Source organism: Acidobacteriota bacterium, assembly GCA_020853395.1.
GTDB lineage: Bacteria > Acidobacteriota > Vicinamibacteria > Vicinamibacterales > SCN-69-37 > JADYYY01.
This window is the reverse complement of record JADYYY010000010.1, coordinates 504,295-522,791: the sequence shown is the minus strand read 5'-3', so window position 1 is coordinate 522,791 and position 18,497 is coordinate 504,295. Positions and strand designations below refer to the sequence as shown.

Sequence of the window (18,497 nt, the reverse complement as noted above, 5' to 3'; positions counted from 1 at the left end):
GTTACTGCAGCGTCACGACGAGCGCGGCGCGGCGGTTCAGGCGCCGCGTGATCTCGCGCGAGTTGTCGTACTTGGGCCGTTCCTCGCCGTAGCTGACCGTCCGCAGTCGGGCGGTGGGGATGCCTCGGCTGAGTAGGTAGTCGCGGACGGCTCTCGCGCGCCGGTCGCCCAGCGCGAGGTTGTACTCGGCCGTGCCGATACTGCACGTGTGCCCCTCGATGTCGAGACGCAGCGTCGGATTGGCCTGCATCGCCGTCACGGCCTGATCGAGCACCTGGAGCGCGTCGGGCCGGAGGTTGAACCGGTCGAACTCGAAGTGCACGTCCTCGAACGTGAACTGCCGAGGCTGGGTGACCTGGATCGTGACCGTGTCGCTCGCCGTGCCGCCGCGGCCGTCGTTGACGCCGACCCTGACGGGGACCGACCCTGGGCTCATCGGCGCCGTCCAGTTCGACTGCCGGCTGGCCGGCGAGGCCAGCGTCCCCGACGGGGCGGTCCACTGGTAGGTCAGCGGATCGCCGTCTGGATCCTGGGCATCTGCGGTGACGACCGACGTGCGGCCGACTTCCACCGAGCAGGGATTGCAGTCGGCCTTCACGGTCGGCGGCCGGTTGGCCGCCGCGGTCGGCGCTGGTGCCGCTCCTGGTCCGCCAGGGCCGCCCGCGCCAGGCTGCGCGGGGCCGCCGCCGGCGGGTCCCGCTGGGGCCGCCGCCGGCCCACCCGGTCCTGCCTGCCCGCCTGGTCCTGCCGGTCCGCCGGCAACGGGTCCGGCTGGACCGCCGGGACCACCGGGCCCCGCCAGGCTCGGCGCGCGTTCGCTCCGGCCGGAGGGGTGGAACCCGATTCGCACTTGGAGGCCCTTGTCGTCCTTCGGCGTGTTCGGATACCCGGCATCTTCGCGGTTGTGCATGCCGACGTTCCAGCTCGCGGCCGCGCCGACGAAGAAGCCGTTCGGTGCCTGCCAGGTCAAGCCGATCGCGGCGACCACCGGTCCCTTGACCGTGGTGCTCGTCGGCACGGGTGACCCGTCGCTGCCGAACTGCCCGGCCGGCGCCGTGACGGTGTCGTCGAGATACCGTTCGCCGAAGAGCTCGGTCGTGACGCGGAGCCCGAGGTTGTAGCGCTGAGGGAACGCCGCGCCGACGCCCCAGCGGATTCCGTTCGTCAACGAGTAGCCGGACGGGTTTCCACGGGAGATGAAGCCGCCGTAGCCGGCGACTTCGACCACCCGGTTGCCGCCCGAGACGATGGCGTCCACGGCGACGTCAGCCTTGCCGCTGGTGGTACCCGCGTCCTTGTCTCCCGTGGGCGCTCTGAGCATGGCCCGCACGGCGAACCCGGCCGGCCCCCCTGGTCCGCCGACCGGCCAGCCCACCTTGCCGCCGAGCCAGAGGTCGCCCCGCTTGCTGACCCACTCGCGGCGCAGCAGCGGGAAGTTCGGGATGATCCCGCCGCCGGTGCCCAATGAGTCGTCTCCGCTGAAAAAGAGCGGACGCGTGTCACGGTCGATGCGCGTGAGGAGCGACCAACTGGCGAACAGTTCCGCACGGTCGCCGAGGCCGACTGCGACCGTCGCCGGGAACGTCGAGATGTCGGCGAAGCCCTGGCCGTCATCGAGGTTGGTCCGGTAGAACGAGACCGACCACTTCCGCGATGGCAGCACGTCGCTCGTCGGCACGAACCACATCCCGGTCGTGCCCGAGGTCGTCGTCGTGGTCTTGCGCGCTGACGTCGACTCGCTGGTCTGCTGCGGCGCGGGGGCGCTGGATTGCTGGGGGGCGGCGAGGGCGGTGGATCCGGAGACCACCATGATGATGAGGCTTGCTCCAGCCAGTCGCGTCATAGGTATCCCGTCATGTAGGGCCCGGCGGTCGGCTGGGAAGCGACAGGTGGTCACGCCGAGACCCCTTTCGGCATGGTAGTACCCGCCCCGAAGACAAGTCAACGAAAACACGCCCCCGCTCGCGTCGATCGGCCCCATGATGGCGAGGCACGCCGCGTCGGACACGTTATACTGGCCGGAGACCGATCGCGGGTCAGGAGCGCACTATGGGTCCACTTGGCTTTCCGGAAATGGTCGTGATCTTCGTCATCGCTCTGCTCGTGTTCGGGCCGAGGAAGCTGCCCGAGCTGGGCCGGTCGCTCGGCAAGGGCCTGTCGGAGTTCAAGCGGGCGTCCAACGACCTGCGCAACACGCTCGACGACGAAATCCGCAACGAAGAGCGGCGGTCGGCGATCACCACGCCGGTCGAGCCGGCCCGTGTCGAGGCGCCGGCCACGTCGTCATACGACGCCCCTGCCGTCGAGCCGGACACCGTGGCTCGGGGGCAGCAGTCCGCGTGATTCCGTCCGACGCCGCCGATGAGCACCGACTCCTCACGCATCGGCCAGACCATCGCCCACGACGCTGAATTCGAGCAGGCCGAGGAACTCGACGACCGGTCGAGGATGGGGTTCCTCGACCACCTGGACGAGCTTCGACGCAGGATTCTCTACTCGCTCTACGCGGTGCTCGGCTGCGTGGCCGTGACGTTCTGGTACTGGGAGCCGATGTTCCGGTACCTCGTGAGCTACTTCCGCGACAACTCGGCCGGCGGCGAAGTGGTGTACACGAACGCCACCGCCGGCTTCATGTTCAGCCTGAAGGTCTCGGGGCTCGCGGCGCTGGTCGTCGCGTCGCCCTTCGTCTTCATGCAGGTCTGGCTGTTCGTCGCGCCCGGTCTCTACCGTCGCGAGAAGCGGATGGCCGTGCCGTTCGTCTTCTTCTCGTCGCTGCTCTTCTTCGCCGGCGCCGCGTTCGCGCACTACGTGGGATTCCCGACGATGTGGCGGTTCCTGGCGAGCTATCAGATCGCCGGCGTGAAGTTCCTGCCGCAGCTCGACGACACGTTCGGGTTCTACGTCTACACGCTGCTCGGGGCCGGCATCGTCTTCCAGTTGCCGATGCTGGTGTTCGCACTCGCGCGCTTCGGGCTCGTCACGGCGAAGTTCCTGGCGCGCCATTTCAAGTACGCCGTGCTCGTCATCTTCGTGCTGGCCGCCGTCATCACGCCGTCGGCCGACGTCGTCAGCCAGACGGTCATCGCGGCGCCGATGATCGTGCTCTACATCGTGAGCATCGGGGTGGCGTGGCTGTTCGGCAAGAAACGCCCCGCCGACGCCTGAGGCTTGCTAGGATGATGTCCATGCGCAGGGTTCGCGTGCCTTCTGCGGCCGTGGTGGCCGTGCTCGCCGCGGCAATCGGGTTCGGCGTCGGCGCCGCCACGGCGCAGACGCAGGAACGCGTGCGCGCCCGCTACATGATCTACGCGCAGGCGCTCGCGGAAATCGAGCAGGGCTACGTCGAGCCGGTGGACGCCCGCTGCACGAGCTCCCGCGATGCGCCGTGTGGGACGGAAGCGCTCGTCTACGACTCGATCGACGGAATGCTGCGGACGCTCGACCCACACTCGAGCTTCTTCACGCCGCGCGACTTCCGGCTGATGCGCGAACGGCAGGAAGGCCGCTATTCCGGCATCGGGATCCAGATTGCGCCCATGACGACGCCGCCGGGCGTGGTCGTGACGTCGCTCTTCGAGGGATCGCCGGCGTACCGGGCCGGCATTCGCCGCGGCGACGTCATCGCGCGCATCAACGGCGAGGACGCGCAGGACACCTGGTCCACGCAGGATGTCGTGGACCGCGTGAAGGGGCCGAAGGGCACCACCGTGAACATCGGCATCCGTCGTCCAGGCGTCGACGAGCTGATTGCGCTCACGGTCGCGCGCGACGAGATCCGGATCCCCAGCGTCCGGGCGTCGTTCATGCTGGAGCCGGCCACCGGCTACGTCCGCCTGCAGGACTTCTCCGAGACCACCAACGCCGAGCTGGGCCAGGCGCTGACGAAGCTCAAGGCCGCGGGCATGCAGCGGCTGATGCTCGATCTGCGCGACAACCCTGGCGGTCCGCTGAACCAGGCGATCGAAGTGGCCAGCCGCTTCCTCCGAAAAGGCGAGATGGTCGTCTACACGCGCGGCCGCATCCCCAATTCCGACGACGACTACCTGGCGCCGCAGACGGGCGACTACACCGACGTGCCGCTCATCGTGCTGGTCGATCGGCAGAGCGCCAGCGCCTCGGAGATCGTGAGCGGCGCGATGCAGGATCACGATCGCGGGCTCGTCGTCGGCGAGACGACGTTCGGCAAGGCTCTCGTCCAGTCGGTGTACAACCTCTCGAACGGCGCCGGGCTGGCACTCACGACCGGCCGGTACTACACGCCCAGCGGCCGGCTGATCCAGCGTCCGTGGGACGGCGCCTTCGACGAGTACCTCACCTATGCGCTCCGCGATCAGGAAGAGCCGCGCCCCCATTCGCCGGCCGACCTCAAGCTCACGGACGGCAAGCGCAAGGTGTACAGCGGCGGTGGCGTCGAGCCGGACCATTTCATCGCCGGTCCCGAGGGATTCAACCCGAGCCGGTTCGGCCGGTCGCTCCAGCAGTCGGGACGGTTCGTTGGATTTGCCGAGCGCTTCACGAAAGAAGGCGACGAGCGCCCGGGCTCCCGCTCGTCGGCGAAAGCCCATCGGGTGTCGGCCGGCTGGCAAGTGACCGACGATCTCGTGCAGGAGTTCCGGCAATACCTCCAGGACCAGCGCCTGTCGATCGACGAGGCCGCCTTTGCCGCCGATCTGCCGTTTATCAAGGCCATGATCAAGTACGAGGTGGACGTCGATCTGTTCGGCGTAGAAGAGGCGCGCCGCAATCTCTCGGCCGTCGATCCCCAGGTCCGGGGTGCGCTCGGCTTCTTCGACGACGCGGCGAAGCTGCTCGCATCGCGCTGACCCGTTCCATCCTCCTTCCTCGTCTTGCGGGTCATCCGCAGCCCCAACATCTGGGGCCGGGCTTTTCTATTGCCCCGCCAAATGGTGCTTGCTAAACTGACGCGCTAACGAAACGGGTTCCAGACGGTCCGCCAGAAGACCCGGCTTCGCTTTCCCTTCACATGCGACTGTCGAAACTGCATATCGCCGGCTTCAAGAGCTTCCCGGACCGCGCCGAACTCGGGTTCGGCGACGGCGTGACCGCCATCGTCGGCCCCAACGGGTGCGGCAAGAGCAACGTCGTCGACGCCATCACGTGGGTGCTGGGGGAACAAAGCGCCAAGAGCCTGCGCGGCGAGCGCATGGAAGACGTGATCTTCAACGGCAGCGAGGGGCGCAAGCCGACGGCGACGGCCGAGGTGCGGCTGAAGCTGTCCCAGGTGGCCCAGGCCGGTCTGGTGGTAGCGTCCGACGACCAGCTCGTGGACGAGCCGCCCGTGCTCGTGCGCGACGTCGAGATTGGCCGCCGGCTCTACCGGTCCGGCGAGAGCGAGTACTTGATCGACGGCGAGGTCTGCCGGCTGCGCGACGTCCACGATCTGCTGATGGACTCGGGGTTGGGCGTCAAGGCCTACGCCGTGATCGAGCAGGGCAAGATCGGGCAGATCCTCTCGTCGCGGCCGGCCGAGCGCCGGATGCTGATCGAGGAAGCGGCCGGCGTGACCAAGTACAAGTCGCGGCGTCGGGCCGCGGAGCTGAAGCTCGAGGCCGCCCAGCAGAACCTCACGCGCGTCGAGGACATCGTCTTCGAAGTGGAGAAGCAGCGCGGCGCGCTGAAGCGCCAGGCGGCGCGCGCGCGCCGCTACCGCCAGCTCCGCGACGAGCTTCGCAAGTGGGAACAGGTGCAGTTCGCCCGGCGATCGGCGCTCCTGTCGCGCGACGTCGCCGCCGCCGAGGCGGCGTTCGAGGACGCGTCGGTTCGCGCCGCTGCGTCCGCGGCCCGCGTCGCGGAGTTGGAGAGCGCGCTCGAAGCGGCGCGCCTCACGCTGACCGAAGTCGAGCACGCGGCGACCGCTGCGCGGGATCATGCGCACGGCCGCGAACTGGAAATCGGGCGGCTGCAGCAGCAGATCGCGTTCAACCGGCATCAGATCGAGGATCTGGCGCGGCAGGCCGATCGGTTCGCCGCCGAAGTCCACGAGCTCGAGGAGCGGCGCGGCCCGGCAGCCGAGACGTTGGCGGGCCGGCAGGCCGCCGCGCAGGAGGCGCAGGGCGCGCTCGACGGCGCCGGGGCCGACGTCGCCGCGCGGGAAGCGGAATACCGCGTCGCGCTCTCCGCCGTGCAGGTGATCGAGCAGGACGCGGACCGCACGCGGGCGGCCGTCATGGCCGCCACCACGACGCTGTCCGCGCTGCGGCAGGCGAGAGACCACGCCGCGACAGTTCGGGACCGCGTTGCCGCCGAGCTCGAGCGGCTGGGCGTGGAGGCGCGAGAGCTGGCGGCCGAGGTCGAGCGCCTTGGAGGCCAGCGGGACGAGCAGACCCACACGCTGAGCTCGATGCGCGAGGTGCTCGATGCCGTGCGAACCCGGCGAGCGGAAGCGGAGCGCACGCTCGCCGCACGGCGCGCGGAACACGAACGGCTCTCGGCCGAGCTCGGCCGGCAGGAACGGGAGCTCGCCGGCCGGCAAGCCAGGCTGCGATCGCTCGAGGAACTCGAAGCCAGCCGCGCGACCTACGGCGACGCGGCGCGGCTCGTGCTCGCCGACACGCAGGCCGGCATCCGCCAGCACGGCTCCGTCGCCGACCATCTGGACGTCGAGCGCTCCTACGAACGCGCGGTCGACGCGCTCGCCGGCGAGCTGTTGCAATACGTGCTGGTGGAGAGCCATGACGACGTGCGTCGTGCGCTGGCGTTGCTCGAGGAGCGCCGCGCAGGCCGCTGCGGCTTCCTCGTGCTGGATCGCGCGCAGGGCGTGCCGCCGCCGTTCGACGCACCCTCGGGGGCACGGGCGCTCGCCGACGTCGTCAGCGGCACGGGCCACGAGGCGGACGCCGTGCTCGGCGCGCTCGGCCAGGCGCTGATCGTGAACGACTACGCGACCGCCGAACGGCTCGCCAGCGCCGTGTCCGTGCCGATGGCGACGGCGACCGGCGAGGTGTTTCGCAACGGCTCGCTGGTACAGGGCGGAACGCGCCGCGACGTCCAAGGCATCCTGGAGACGCGCGCCGAGGTGTCCCGGCTTCGTGACGACGTCGAGGCCGCGCGCGAGGCGGTCTCGACGCTCACGAGCGCGTTGGCATCGACGGCCGAGGCCGCAGCCGCCGATCAGCAGACGGTGCTCGCCCTCACGGCCGATCTGCACGAACGCGAGAAGGCCATCGTCGCGCTCGATGGGCAGCTCTCGCGCCTGCACGAGGAGCACGCGCGCGTCACCCGGCGGCTGGAGCTCGTCAGCACCGAGCGCGCGCGGGCGACCGAGGAGCAGACCGCCGCCGAGGCCAGGCGCGACGAGGCGCTTGCCGCCATCCAGACGCACGAGGCGGAACAGCGCGACGCCGAAGCCAGCCTGGGGAGCGTGGCCGCGAGGTTGCAGGAGGCCCGCCAGGCCGCCGAGGCGCGCTCGCGGCTGGTCACCGACAGCCGTACGACGCAGGCGGCCCTGGTGGAAAGAGCATCGGCGCTGGCCGCGGAGGTCGCGCGGCTCGAGGACGCGCAGCGCGAGCTCGAGGCCAGGATCGTGACGCGGACGTCGGAGATCCAGCACACCGACGTCAGACGCCGCCAGCTCGGCGAGGGCATCGTCGAGCTCGAGGGTCGGCTCGACGAGGAGGTCCGAGCCTTCGAGGCGCTCAAGACCGACATCCGCGGGCTCGACGAGCGCGTGACGGCGTTGCGCGCCGAGTTCACCGCGCGAGATCAGGCTATCCGCGAAGCCAGGCATCAGTTCGAGAAGGTGCGGGCCGAAGTCGGTGCGGCCGAGGTCGCCCGGGCCAAGGCCTTTGCCGACCAGGAGCACCTGGCCGCGACGTGCCTCGAAGCGGTCGGCCGCACGCTCGAGGAGGTCGATGCCGTCGTGGCCGAGCTCGAAGCGCGAGGCGACCTGGTGCCGCCGAGCCGGCGGAGCCGTCCCGTCACCGCCGAGGTCTCCGAGGAGGACGAGGATCTCGAGGCGCCGGCAGATGCGGCCGCCGGTGTCGAGGTTGCCGGAGAGCCCGAGCCGGTCGCCACGAGCCCCGACGAAATCGTCGCGCTCTTTCGCAGCCGCATCGATCGACTCGGTCCCGTGAACATGATGGCGATCGAGCAGTTCGACGAGCTCGAATCCCGCCATCGGTTCCTGACGACGCAGCGACAGGACCTGCTCGACTCGATCGCGCAGACCGGCGAGGCCATCCGCAAGATCGACAAGACCACGCGTGAACGCTTCGCGGAGGCCTTCGAATCGATCAACCGCAACTTCGAACGGACGTTCTCGACGCTCTTCGGAGGCGGCCGGGCAGGGCTCGTGCTCATCGACACCGAGAACGACCAGGAGAGCGGGATCGACATCATCGCGCAGCCGCCCGGCAAGCGCCTTCAGAACGTGCAGTTGCTCTCGGGCGGCGAGAAGGCGCTGACGGCGATGGCCCTGATGTTCGCGGTGTTCACGTACCGTCCCAGCCCGTTCTGCCTGCTCGACGAGATCGACGCGCCGCTCGACGATGCGAACATCGGCCGGTTCGTGGAGATGCTGCGCGGGATGCAGGCCCACACGCAGTTCATCCTCATCACCCACAACCGCAAGACGATGGAGATCGCGAACCGGCTGTACGGCGTGACGATGGAAGAGCCCGGGGTGTCGAAGCTCATCTCGCTCGAGCTGAACTGATCGACGGCGAGCCTGCCCTGACCGCCCGCGGCTGAGGGTCGGCGGATGAACGAGACGAAAGCCACGCGGTACCAGCGCCTCAGGCGCCGGGCGCGCGTGATCGAGGCAGCCTGCGCTGGCGCCGCGCTCGCGCTGCTGGCGCTGACGCCGGCCGGAGGGCGGCTCGGCGACGCGGTTTCCCAAGCCGCGCGAGGCGCATTCGGTGGTGGCGCCGCCGCCGCCCTTGTTCTCTTCGTCCTCGCGGTCGTGCTCGTCGTGGACCTCGCGACCCTTCCGGCAAGCCTGTACGTCGCGCTGCGGCTCAACCGGCGGTACCGGCGCGACGCCGAGCTGTCGCCCGACGACGTGCTGGGCACGCACGTCCAGGCGCTGGCTGTCATGATGCCGGCGGCCGTCGCCGCCGCCGCGATCGTTGCCGGTTCTCGTGTCGCCGCCGGATCGTGGTGGTGGGTGATGGCCGGGCCGTTGCTCGCCGCAGGGCTCGTGTCCGCCCTCCATCTCGCGCCCGCGCTGCTGAGCCGCGTCGCCGGAGTCCAGCCGATCGAACGTCCGGGTCTCGTGCATCGGTTGGAGGAGCTGGCTCGCCGCGCGAACGTGCCGATCGCCCGCATCCTGGAATGGCGGGTGGGCCGCGCAGCCGGGGCGAGCGCGCTGGTCACCGGCGCCGGCGCCGGCCGTCGCGTTCTGGTCGCGTCGGAGCTGGTCCAGGACTGGAGCGACGACGAGATCGCCGTGGTGGTCGCACACGAGCTGGGCCACGTGGCACGCGGAGATCTGTGGCGCGCCCTGCTGGTCGACGTCGCGATCCTGTGGGCTGCGCTGCTCGCGTCGCAGTGGGCGCTCTCCGTGCTGCCGCCGTCTTCCGGAACGTCGTCATCGGATCTGGCCGCGTTGCCGTTGATCGCGCTCGTGGCGGTGGGCGTGTGGCTGGCCTTCACGCCGGTGCGGCACGCGTGCTCTCGCGCCCAGGAGCGGCGGGCGGATCGCTTCGCGCTCGCGCTGACGGGCCGCCCCGACGCATTCACGGCGGCCGTGCGGCGGCTCGGCTCACGCCACCTCGCGGAAGAGCGTCCTTCCCTGGCGACGCGATGGCTGTATCACCGCCATCCGTCGGTCGCCGAGCGTCTCGATGCGGCGGAATCGTTCAGGAGAGATCAGGGCCCGGAGTGGCGGGCTCAGGCGGACGGGTGACCGTCTACTCTCTCGGCTGCACCACGAGCGTGCCCTGCATGCTCTTGCACCGGTCGTCGATCGACAGGCTGCAGTAGAACCGGAAGCGGCCCGCCGTGTCGGCGCGGAAGTCGAAGGAGACCGGCTTGCCGGGCTCGGCGCGCCGCATGATGCGGTAGTGACTGTCGCCGTGGTCCTCGATCGTGAAGCTGTGCGGGATGTCCTCGGCCGTGAACGTGATGTGGACGAGGTCGTTCTGCGAGACCCGAATCTCTGGCGCCGAGCTGCCGCCCACTTCGAACGCGTAGTTACGGGCCGTCACGTTGAAGTCGCGCCGTGCCTGTGCCGTCAGGCCAATCGCGGCGCCGCAGACGGCGGCGAGCGCGAAGGCCGTCGCGGCGAACGTCCGCCTGTTGCAGCGACCCGCCTTGGTCACGAGATCCTCCTCACTTGAGACGCGGCCCTCCTCACTCCGGCCGGGAGGGACGGCATCGTGAGGTTGCTCGACGGCCGGCGCGGGTGACGCGCCGGCCTCGGGATCGATTGTAGCTCAGTGGCGCCGCGGCCGGCCTTCGCGCTCGTGGCGGCCGCCGCGCTCGCGATGGCCGTCGCCTGCGGGCGTGTCGTGCGTCGGGCGAGGTTCGCGCGGCGCCGTGCCCTCGTCGGGCGCGAGCAGCGCCTTCCGGCTGAGCCGCACCTTGCCGGACGGATCGACGTTGATCACCTTGACCATGATCTGCTCGCCTTCCTTGAGCTCGTCGCGGACGTCCTTGACGCGGTAGTTCGCGATCTCCGAGACGTGCAGCAGCCCGTCCACGCCCGGCATGATCTCGACGAACGCGCCGAAGTCGGTGATCCGCTCGACGCGGCCGAGATAGCTCGCGTTGAGTTCCGGCGTGGCGGTGAGCGACTTGATCATGTCGATGGCCATCTTCGCCGCCGACTCGTCGGCCGAGGCGACGTTCACGCGGCCGTCGTCCTCGACGTCGATCTTGACCCCGGTCTTCTCGATGATGCTGCGGATCATCTTGCCGCCTGGGCCGATGACGTCGCGGATCTTCTCGGTCGGGATGCGGATGGTCACGATCCGCGGCGCGAACGAGGAGATGTTCTCGCGCGGCGCGGCGAGCGCGTTCGCCATCAGATCCAGGATCTCGAGCCGGCCGTGGCGCGCCTGTTCGAGCGCCTTGCGCATGATGGCGAGCGTGATGCCGGCCACCTTGATGTCCATCTGGAGCGCCGTGATGCCGGCCCGCGTGCCGGCGACCTTGAAGTCCATGTCGCCGTAGTGATCTTCGGCGCCCGCGATGTCCGTGAGCACCGCCCACTTGCCGCTCTCTTCGTCCATCACGAGGCCCATCGCGACGCCGGCGACCGGCGCGCGCAGCGGCACGCCGGCGTCCATGAGCGCCAGCGCTCCGCCGCACACCGATGCCATCGACGACGAGCCGTTGGACTCGAGGATGTCGGAGACGACGCGGACGGTGTAGGGGAACTCGGTCTCCGACGGAATGAGCGGCGTAATCGCCCGTTCGGCGAGCGCGCCGTGGCCCACCTCACGCCGGCCCGGGCCACGCAGGAACTGCACCTCGCCGACCGAGAAGGGCGGGAAGTTGTAGTGCAGCATGAAGCGCTTGTACGCTTCGCCCTCGACCGACTCGATCTTCTGGGCGTCGTCCTCGGTGCCGAGCGTGGCGGTCACGAGCGCCTGGGTCTCGCCGCGCGTGAAGACCGCCGAGCCGTGGGTCCGCGGCAGCACGCCGGTCTCGATCCAGATCGGCCGGATCTCGTCGAAGCGCCGGCCGTCGAGCCGCTGGCCGCGCTCGAGGATCTCGTCGCGCATCACCTTCTCTTTCAGGTTCTTGAAGATGCGCTTGGCGTCCTCGCGCTGCTGCGGCTGATCCTCCGGGAGGGCGCCGACGAGATTGCCGAGCACCTCGTCGACCTGCTCGTAGTTCTCGAGCTTGTCCTTCAGGCGCATCGCCTCGGCCAGCGGCTCGTAGGCCTTGGCTTCGATGTCGCGGACGAAGGCGGCGTCGATGATCTTCGACGTCACCGTCTGCTTGTCCTTGCCGGCATCGCCCTGCAGGTCGTCGATGGCCGCGACGATCTGCCGGATCGCCTGGTGCGCGGCGTCGAGCGCGCCGATCATCTCCTCTTCGGTCGCCTCCTTCGCCCCCGCCTCGACCATCATGATCGCTTCGTGGCTTCCGGCGACGACCAGGTCGATCTTGCTCTGCCGGCGCTCGGCATACGTCGGGTTGATGACGTAGGCGCCGTCGACCAGACCGACGCGGACGCCGGCGATCGTCGACTGGAAGGGGATGGACGACAGCGCGAGTGCGGCCGACGCGCCGGTGATCGCCAGCACGTCCGAGTCGTTCTCCGTGTCGGCCGACATGAGCAGCGCGACGACCTGCGTCTCGAAGTGCCAGCCCGACGGGAACAGCGGCCGGATGGGCCGATCGATCAGCCGGCTCGTCAGCACCTCCTTCTCGGTAGGTTTGCCTTCCCGTTTGAAGAAGCCTCCGGGAATGCGGCCGGACGCGTACGTGTATTCACGGTAGTCGACGGTGAGCGGCAGAAAATCGATGCCCACGCGCGGGGTGGCGGCGTGACACGCGGTGACGAGCACCATCGTGTCGCCCGATCGGACGATCACGGCCCCATCGGCCTGTTTGGCGAGCTTGCCGGTCTCGATGGAGATGCGACGGGAGCCGACGGTGATTTCTCGGAAATGAGTGGTTGGAATCATGGCAACAGTAGGGGAGACGACTCTGCAGAATTGCGGACACCCCGAGCCCGGCAGGCGCGCCATCCGGCGGCGCCTGCCGCGCCCGCGGCTCCTACTTCCGGATGCCCAGCCGCCGGATCAGGTCGGCATACCCTTCCGCGTCCTTGCGCTTGAGGTAGTCGAGCAGCCGGCGACGCTGACCGACCAGCTTCAACAGGCCGCGCCTGGAATGATGGTCGTTCGCGTGGGTCTTGAAATGTTCGGTCAGGTAGCTGATCCGCTCGCTCAGGAGCGCCACCTGGACTTCAGGTGAGCCGGTATCGGTGTCGTGTTTACGGAAAGTCCCGATGACCTCCGTCTTGCGTTCGTTAGTCAGCACGCGGTGCCCTCCACGGACGACCCAGAAGCGCCAGAGAGCGCACCAAATCGCCGTACGGCGAGGTCCTCGAGAGGATCGCCAAAGACCAGATGTTAGCCGAGTACCGTCACTGGATGCAAAGCGCCGCCCTGCGGCCTGGCCAGCGCCAGCAGGTGCCCCTCCGGCGACAACAGCCGCACCAGTGCCTGCGCGCGTCCGACGGCAACTCCTGTTCCTACAATATCTTCTGGTCCGACGGCGTTGCCGTGTCGCGCGCGGCGGCAGCCTGTCTCGGTGAGCGAAACCGCCTCGAGGTCGGGCAGCGCCGCTGCCGGAGGAATCACGCGCGACGCGAGTTCCCGGCCGAGGCGCTCCGCCTCGCCGAGTCCAATGGCGTCGGCGACGGCGAAAGGGCCGCTGGCCGTGCGGCGCAGCGCCGCCAGGTGGCCGCCACAGCCCAGGGCCTCGCCGAGGTCCCGCGCCAGCGATCGGACGTAGAAGCCCGAGCCCGCCGTGACGCGGACGTGGAGATCGTCGCCGTGACGCTCCACGAGGTCGAGCGCATGGATCGTGACCGGCACCGGCCGCAGCTCGACCGCTGCAGCCCGGCGGGCGAGCGTGTAGGCACGTTCGCCGCCCACCTTCTTGGCCGAGTGCGCCGGCGGCACCTGCGCGATCGTTCCGCGGAACCGCGACAACGCCGCCTCGATTTCGCCGCCGGTCGCGCGCACCGGCAGGGCGGGTCCGATCGGCTCGCCTTCGCTGTCGTCGGTCGTCGTCCGCACGCCGAGGCGGATCGTCGCGTCGTAGGTCTTGCGTCCGGCCGTGAGGGCGGCGGCGAGCTTCGTCGCCCGGCCGAGCACGAGGACGAGCAGGCCGCTGGCTCGAGGATCCAGCGTGCCGGTGTGACCGATGCGCTGCTGCCCGAGCGTCCGGCGAACCCGGGCGACGACGTCGTGCGACGTCGGTCCGACCGGCTTGTCGACGAGCAGCACGCCATCGACGTCCGGGTGAGTCGTACGAGCCGGCATTGGACGAACGCGATCTACCGGCTGGCCGGCACGACGCCGGCGGAGGACCGATCGGCGGCGTCGATCGCGGCCGACAACGCGGCGACGATCTCGTCGCGCAGGCTGGGATAGACGCCGCGCATCGTGCAGCCCGCGGCGTTGCGATGGCCGCCGCCTTCCCATCGCTCGGCGACGACCCGAACGTCCACCGCGCCCTTCGAGCGCAAGCTCACGCGATACACGCCATCGGCCTGCTGCCGCTTGAACAACGCCACGGCTGAGACCTCGCGTGCCGACAGCGGCAGGTTCACGAGACCCTCGGTGTCGTCGAGCGCCGCGCCGCAACGGGCCAGCATGTCATCGTCGAAGGCGAGGATCGCGAGCCGATCGCCGTGGTGCAGTTCCATGCCCGCGAGCAGCGCGCCGGTGAGCTTGACGCGCCCGATCGAGAAGCTGTCGAAGATCCGCCGCGACAGCTCCGCCACGTCCACGCCCGTCGCCGCGATGCGGCGGCAGATCTCGAACGTCCGCGGCGAGAGCGAGCCATAGCGGAATCCGCCGGTGTCCGTGGTGATGGCGAGGTAGAGGTGCTCGGCGATGGCGCGTGACCACGTCACGCCCAGCGCGTCGATGATCTCGGCCACCATCTCTCCGCACGCGGCCGCCGAGGCGTCGAACCAGTTGACCGCGCCGTACTGCCGATTTCCCAGGTGATGGTCGACGTTGACGACGAAGTAGCGGTCGAGGCCCTGGATCTCGGGCCGGCTGATGTCGCTGCACTCGAGCACGACAGCCGCGTCCGCGGGCGCACCGACCTCGGCCGTCTGCTGGATGCGGTCTACGGCGGGGAAGCCGCGGTAGGGGAGCGGGACGGGATCCTTCAGCACGACCGTGACGGTCTTCCCGAGCGCCTCGAGCGCGAGCGCCAGCGCGACCGAGGAGCCGACGGCGTCGCCATCCGGCCTGGCGTGCGAGGTGACCACGAACGAACGGCGCGCGCGCAGCGCGGCCGCCACATCCGCCGCGGAGCCTTTCACGACTCTGGATCCTTCTTCGGTGCCGGCTCGGGCTCGACCGCATCCGCGGTCTCGCGCGCCTTCCGCTCTTCGGCGAGCTCCAGGATGATGCGCTCGACCCGATCCTGATACTCGACGCTGCGATCGAACTCGAACGTCAGCTCGGGTACGCGCCGGAGGCGGATCCGCGCGCCGATGTGACGCCGCAGAAACGGCGTCACGCGCCCGAGGGCGCGTTCGGTGTCCTTGCGCGCGCGCTCGTCGCCGAGCAGCGTGTAGTACACGCGCGCCTGCTGCAGATCGGGCGAGACCTTCACGCGCGTGATCGTGACGAAGCCCAGCCCTGGGTCGTGGACCTCGCGCGCGATCAGTTGGCCGATTTCGTGGCGGATCTCTTCGCCGACTCGTTCGGGTCGGGAGCCTTGAGCCATGGATTCACCGTAGAAACTCCACCTGGCTGCCGGTCACCAGGCCAGGTTCGAGCCGTTCGATCTCGGCCAGCGCGGCCGACAGGGTCTGCTCCGCGATCGTGTCGGACGAAGCGACGGTCACGATGCCGAGGCCGGCGCGCTGCCAGAGATCCTGGTGGGCGACCTCCGCCACGGCCACGTTCATCGCACCCAGCCGATCCTTCAGCCGCCTGACGACGAACCGCTTCTCCTTCAGTGAGTGGGCGGTGGGCAGGAACAGCTCGACGGACAGCAGCGCGACGGTCATCGCTGAAGCGCGCTGCGGGGCGTTACATCGCCTGCGCGACGCGTTCCACCATGAACGCCTCGATCAGGTCGCCGGGCTTGACGTCGCTGAAGCGCTCGAGCGTGATGCCGCACTCCATCCCGCTCTTGACCTCGCTCACGTCGTCCTTGAACCGCCGGAGCGATCCGAACCGTCCCTGCCAGACGACGGCGCCGTCGCGGACGAGCCGTGCCTGCACGTCGCCGCTCCGCGTGATGCGCCCTTCGGTGACGATGCAGCCGGCCACCGCCCCGGCCTTCGGCGTCTTGAAGAGCTGCCGCACTTCGGCCACGCCGATGCGCGTCTCCTTGAGCGTCGGCTCCAGCAGGCCGGACATGGCCTTCCGGATCTCGTCGGTGACCTGATAGATGATCGAGTGCTGCCGGATGTCCACCTCTTCGCGGTCGGCGACGTCCGCCGCGTTGCGGTCCGGCCGCACGTTGAACCCGATCACGATCGCGTTCGACGCCGTGGCCAGCAGGACGTCGGACTCGTTGATCGCGCCGACGCCGGTGTGGATGATGCGGATCTTCACCCGGTCGTCGCTGAGCTTCGTCAGCGTATCGGCCAGCACCTCGGCGGATCCCTGCACGTCGGCCTTGATGACGATCGGCAGCTCCTTCATGCCGCCTTCGGTCATCTGCTGTTGCAGCGATTCGAGCGTCAGCCGGCCGCCCTTGCCTGAGAGCGTCTTCTCCTTCGCCTGCGCCTGCCGATACGCGACGACCTGGCGCACCTTGATCGGGTCATCGACCACCTGGAACGTGTCGCCGGGCGCCGGCAGGGACGACAGCCCGAGCACTTCGACGGGCGTCGACGGGCCAGCCGACTTGATCTTGCGGCCGAGGTCGTCGAAGAGCGCGCGCACCTTGCCGTCCACCGTGCCGGCGATGAACAGGTCGCCCTCGCTGAGCGTGCCGTCCTGCACGAGCACGTGCGCCACGGGGCCGCGTCCGCGATCGAGCTTGGCTTCGAGCACCGTCCCCTGGGCCATGCGCTTCGGGTTCGCCTTCAGATCCGCGAGGTCCGCGACGAGCAGGATCATCTCCAGCAACTGGTCCAGGTTCTTGCGCTGGCGCGCCGACACCTCGACCGTGACCGTCGAGCCGCCCCATTCCTCCGGCATGAGGCCGAGGTCGGACAGCTCCCGCTTCACGCGCTCGGGGTTCGCGTCGGCCTTGTCGATCTTGTTGACCGCGACCACGATCGGCACGTTCGCCGCCTTCGCATGATCGATCGCTTCCTTGGTCTGCGGCATGACGCCGTCGTCGGCCGCCACGACGAGCACGACGATGTCGGTGACGCGCGCGCCGCGGGCCCGCATCATCGTGAAGGCCTCGTGGCCCGGCGTGTCGAGGAACACGACGCGGCGCTTGTTCACGTTCACGGCATAGGCGCCGATGTGCTGCGTGATGCCGCCCGCCTCGCGCTCGGCGACCTTCGTCTCCCGAATCGCGTCGAGCAGCGTCGTCTTGCCGTGGTCGACGTGGCCCATCACGGTGACGACGGGCGCGCGCGGGCTCAGATCCGCGGGATTCGACGTGCCGGTCTCGACTTCGGTCAGCTCCTCCTCGAAGCTGCGGATCAGCACCTCCGCGCCGAAGTCGCGCGCGATGGTCGTCGCCGACTCGGCGTCGAGCGTCGAGTTGATCGTCATCATCATCCGGCGGTCCATGAGCTTCTTGAGCACGTCCTTGACCTTCACCTCGAGCTTGTCGGCGAGGTCCTTGACGGTCATGCCCTCCGCAAGGGTGATGAGCTTGGTGATCGGCGGCGGCGCTTCCTGCTGCGGCATCGCCATCGGCCGATCGTCCCGGCGCACGGACCGGGACCGCTGAGGCGCTGGCGCGCGGAACTGCGGCTGTCCGGGCCGCTGCGGCGACATCGGCGGGCGCCCGGGCACCTGCTGTCCGGCGGGCCGGATCGGCTGTGACGGAAGAGGCCGCGGGCCGCCGAGCGGCGGACGAGGTGCGGGGCCCGAAGGCCGAGCGAGACCAGGTCTGGCCGCGAGGCCGGCTCCTGGCGAAGGCCGCACCGGCGCCGGCGGCTGCACTGGCGGCCGAATCGGCGGTCGGGTCGGCAAAGGCCGAGCGGCGGGGGCCTCGCCGGTGAGCGGGTCCTCGATGCGAAGCCGGCGAGTCGGCGGCACCAGGCGGCCCATCGGCCGCGGCGGTGCGGCCGGCGCAGGCGCCGGCGGCTGTGGCTGCGGGACGGCTCGCGGCGCCTCGGCAGCGGCGGCAGGCGGCGCCGGCTCCGGTTCGACGACGGGCGGTTCCGGCTGAACGACGGCGGCAGGAACAGCCGGCGCGGCGGGCGGCGCCGCCACCGCGGCGGGTGTCTCGGCCGGGCGGTCCGGAGCCTGCGGCGGCGTCTCGATCTCGGCCGAAGCCACCGGTGCCGCAATCGCAGACGGCTCCGGCGCAACAGGTTCAGGCGCCGGTGCTTCCGCCAGGGCCGATGCTGCCGCCTCGTCGGCCGCGGTGGACGGCCTGACGGTCTTGACGAGCCGCGGGCGCAGCGTCGTGGCCGGGGCGGGCGGCTCCGGTGCCGCCTTGCCGCCCGGCTTCTTGGCCACCGGCGTGTCGGCGAACAGCGGGCCAGCCGGCAGCGTGATGTTGCGCTTCCGCGCCTGCCGCTCGACGAACTGCCGCGCCACGATCTCCTCGATCGAGCTCGACGCGCTCTTCACGTCGATGCCGGTCTCCTGCTTGAGCAGGGTCATGGCGTCATGACTGGAGAGACCCAGCAATTCCGCGACTTTGTAGATTCGGACTGTGGCCAATGCGGCTCCTTGCGTACC

Annotated in this window: 14 protein-coding genes; 5 read left to right on the top strand and 9 right to left on the bottom strand. The window is 69.8% G+C overall.

Features of this window, described 5'->3' with window-relative positions; translation table 11 throughout:
- Position 1 precedes the first annotated feature (1 nt).
- Entirely contained in the window at positions 2 to 1,843 is a 1,842-nt protein-coding gene (locus tag IT184_10950) for an OmpA family protein (GenBank protein MCC7009326.1), read from the bottom strand.
- A 206-nt stretch (positions 1,844 to 2,049) separates the two neighbouring features.
- On the opposite strand from IT184_10950, the gene IT184_10945 reads away from it, so the two are divergent.
- From IT184_10945 to IT184_10925, 5 genes are all read left to right on the top strand, one after another.
- On the top strand, positions 2,050 to 2,343 hold the full coding sequence (locus tag IT184_10945) for a TatA/E family twin arginine-targeting protein translocase (protein ID MCC7009325.1): 294 nt from the start codon (positions 2,050 to 2,052) through the stop codon (positions 2,341 to 2,343).
- 18 nt (positions 2,344 to 2,361) lie between these two features.
- The gene (gene tatC / locus IT184_10940; protein MCC7009324.1) at positions 2,362 to 3,165 is read left to right on the top strand and encodes a twin-arginine translocase subunit TatC; all 804 of its coding nucleotides are present in this window, start codon (positions 2,362 to 2,364) and stop codon (positions 3,163 to 3,165) included.
- A 20-nt stretch (positions 3,166 to 3,185) separates the two neighbouring features.
- Complete coding sequence (locus IT184_10935; GenBank protein ID MCC7009323.1) at positions 3,186 to 4,823, top strand: S41 family peptidase; 1,638 nt, start codon at positions 3,186 to 3,188, stop codon at positions 4,821 to 4,823.
- Positions 4,824 to 4,984: 161 nt separating this feature from the next.
- Complete coding sequence (gene smc / locus IT184_10930) at positions 4,985 to 8,674, top strand: chromosome segregation protein SMC (GenBank protein MCC7009322.1); 3,690 nt, start codon at positions 4,985 to 4,987, stop codon at positions 8,672 to 8,674.
- Between the two features lie 45 nt (positions 8,675 to 8,719).
- Positions 8,720 to 9,865, top strand: a complete 1,146-nt coding sequence (locus IT184_10925; protein MCC7009321.1) for a M48 family metalloprotease — start codon at positions 8,720 to 8,722, stop codon at positions 9,863 to 9,865.
- 4 nt (positions 9,866 to 9,869) lie between these two features.
- Here the strand turns inward: IT184_10925 and IT184_10920 are convergent, their stop codons facing one another.
- The 8 genes from IT184_10920 to infB form a co-directional block, all read right to left on the bottom strand.
- Positions 9,870 to 10,280, bottom strand: a complete 411-nt coding sequence (locus IT184_10920; GenBank protein MCC7009320.1) for a cupredoxin domain-containing protein — start codon at positions 10,278 to 10,280, stop codon at positions 9,870 to 9,872.
- A 114-nt stretch (positions 10,281 to 10,394) separates the two neighbouring features.
- A complete protein-coding gene (pnp, locus tag IT184_10915; GenBank protein ID MCC7009319.1) occupies positions 10,395 to 12,599 on the bottom strand; it encodes a polyribonucleotide nucleotidyltransferase in 2,205 nt (734 codons plus the stop codon).
- 91 nt (positions 12,600 to 12,690) lie between these two features.
- Positions 12,691 to 12,957 (bottom strand): 30S ribosomal protein S15, encoded by a 267-nt coding sequence (gene rpsO, locus IT184_10910; GenBank protein MCC7009318.1) that lies wholly within the window; start codon positions 12,955 to 12,957, stop codon positions 12,691 to 12,693.
- A 92-nt stretch (positions 12,958 to 13,049) separates the two neighbouring features.
- Positions 13,050 to 13,967 carry a tRNA pseudouridine(55) synthase TruB gene (gene truB / locus IT184_10905; protein ID MCC7009317.1) on the bottom strand — a complete coding sequence of 306 codons (918 nt, stop codon included), beginning with the start codon at positions 13,965 to 13,967 and terminating at the stop codon, positions 13,050 to 13,052.
- Positions 13,968 to 13,981: 14 nt separating this feature from the next.
- Positions 13,982 to 14,983, bottom strand: coding sequence for a bifunctional oligoribonuclease/PAP phosphatase NrnA (locus IT184_10900; GenBank protein ID MCC7009316.1), 1,002 nt, complete (start codon positions 14,981 to 14,983; stop codon positions 13,982 to 13,984).
- Entirely contained in the window at positions 14,980 to 15,393 is a 414-nt protein-coding gene (gene rbfA, locus IT184_10895) for a 30S ribosome-binding factor RbfA (GenBank protein ID MCC7009315.1), read from the bottom strand. Before rbfA ends, IT184_10900 begins: the two co-directional genes overlap by 4 nt.
- A gap of 4 nt (positions 15,394 to 15,397) precedes the next feature.
- A complete protein-coding gene (locus IT184_10890) occupies positions 15,398 to 15,679 on the bottom strand; it encodes a DUF503 domain-containing protein (GenBank protein MCC7009314.1) in 282 nt (93 codons plus the stop codon).
- A 22-nt stretch (positions 15,680 to 15,701) separates the two neighbouring features.
- Positions 15,702 to 18,479: a translation initiation factor IF-2 gene (gene infB, locus IT184_10885; GenBank protein ID MCC7009313.1), complete on the bottom strand. Its 2,778-nt coding sequence runs from the start codon at positions 18,477 to 18,479 to the stop codon at positions 15,702 to 15,704.
- Positions 18,480 to 18,497 lie beyond the last annotated feature (18 nt).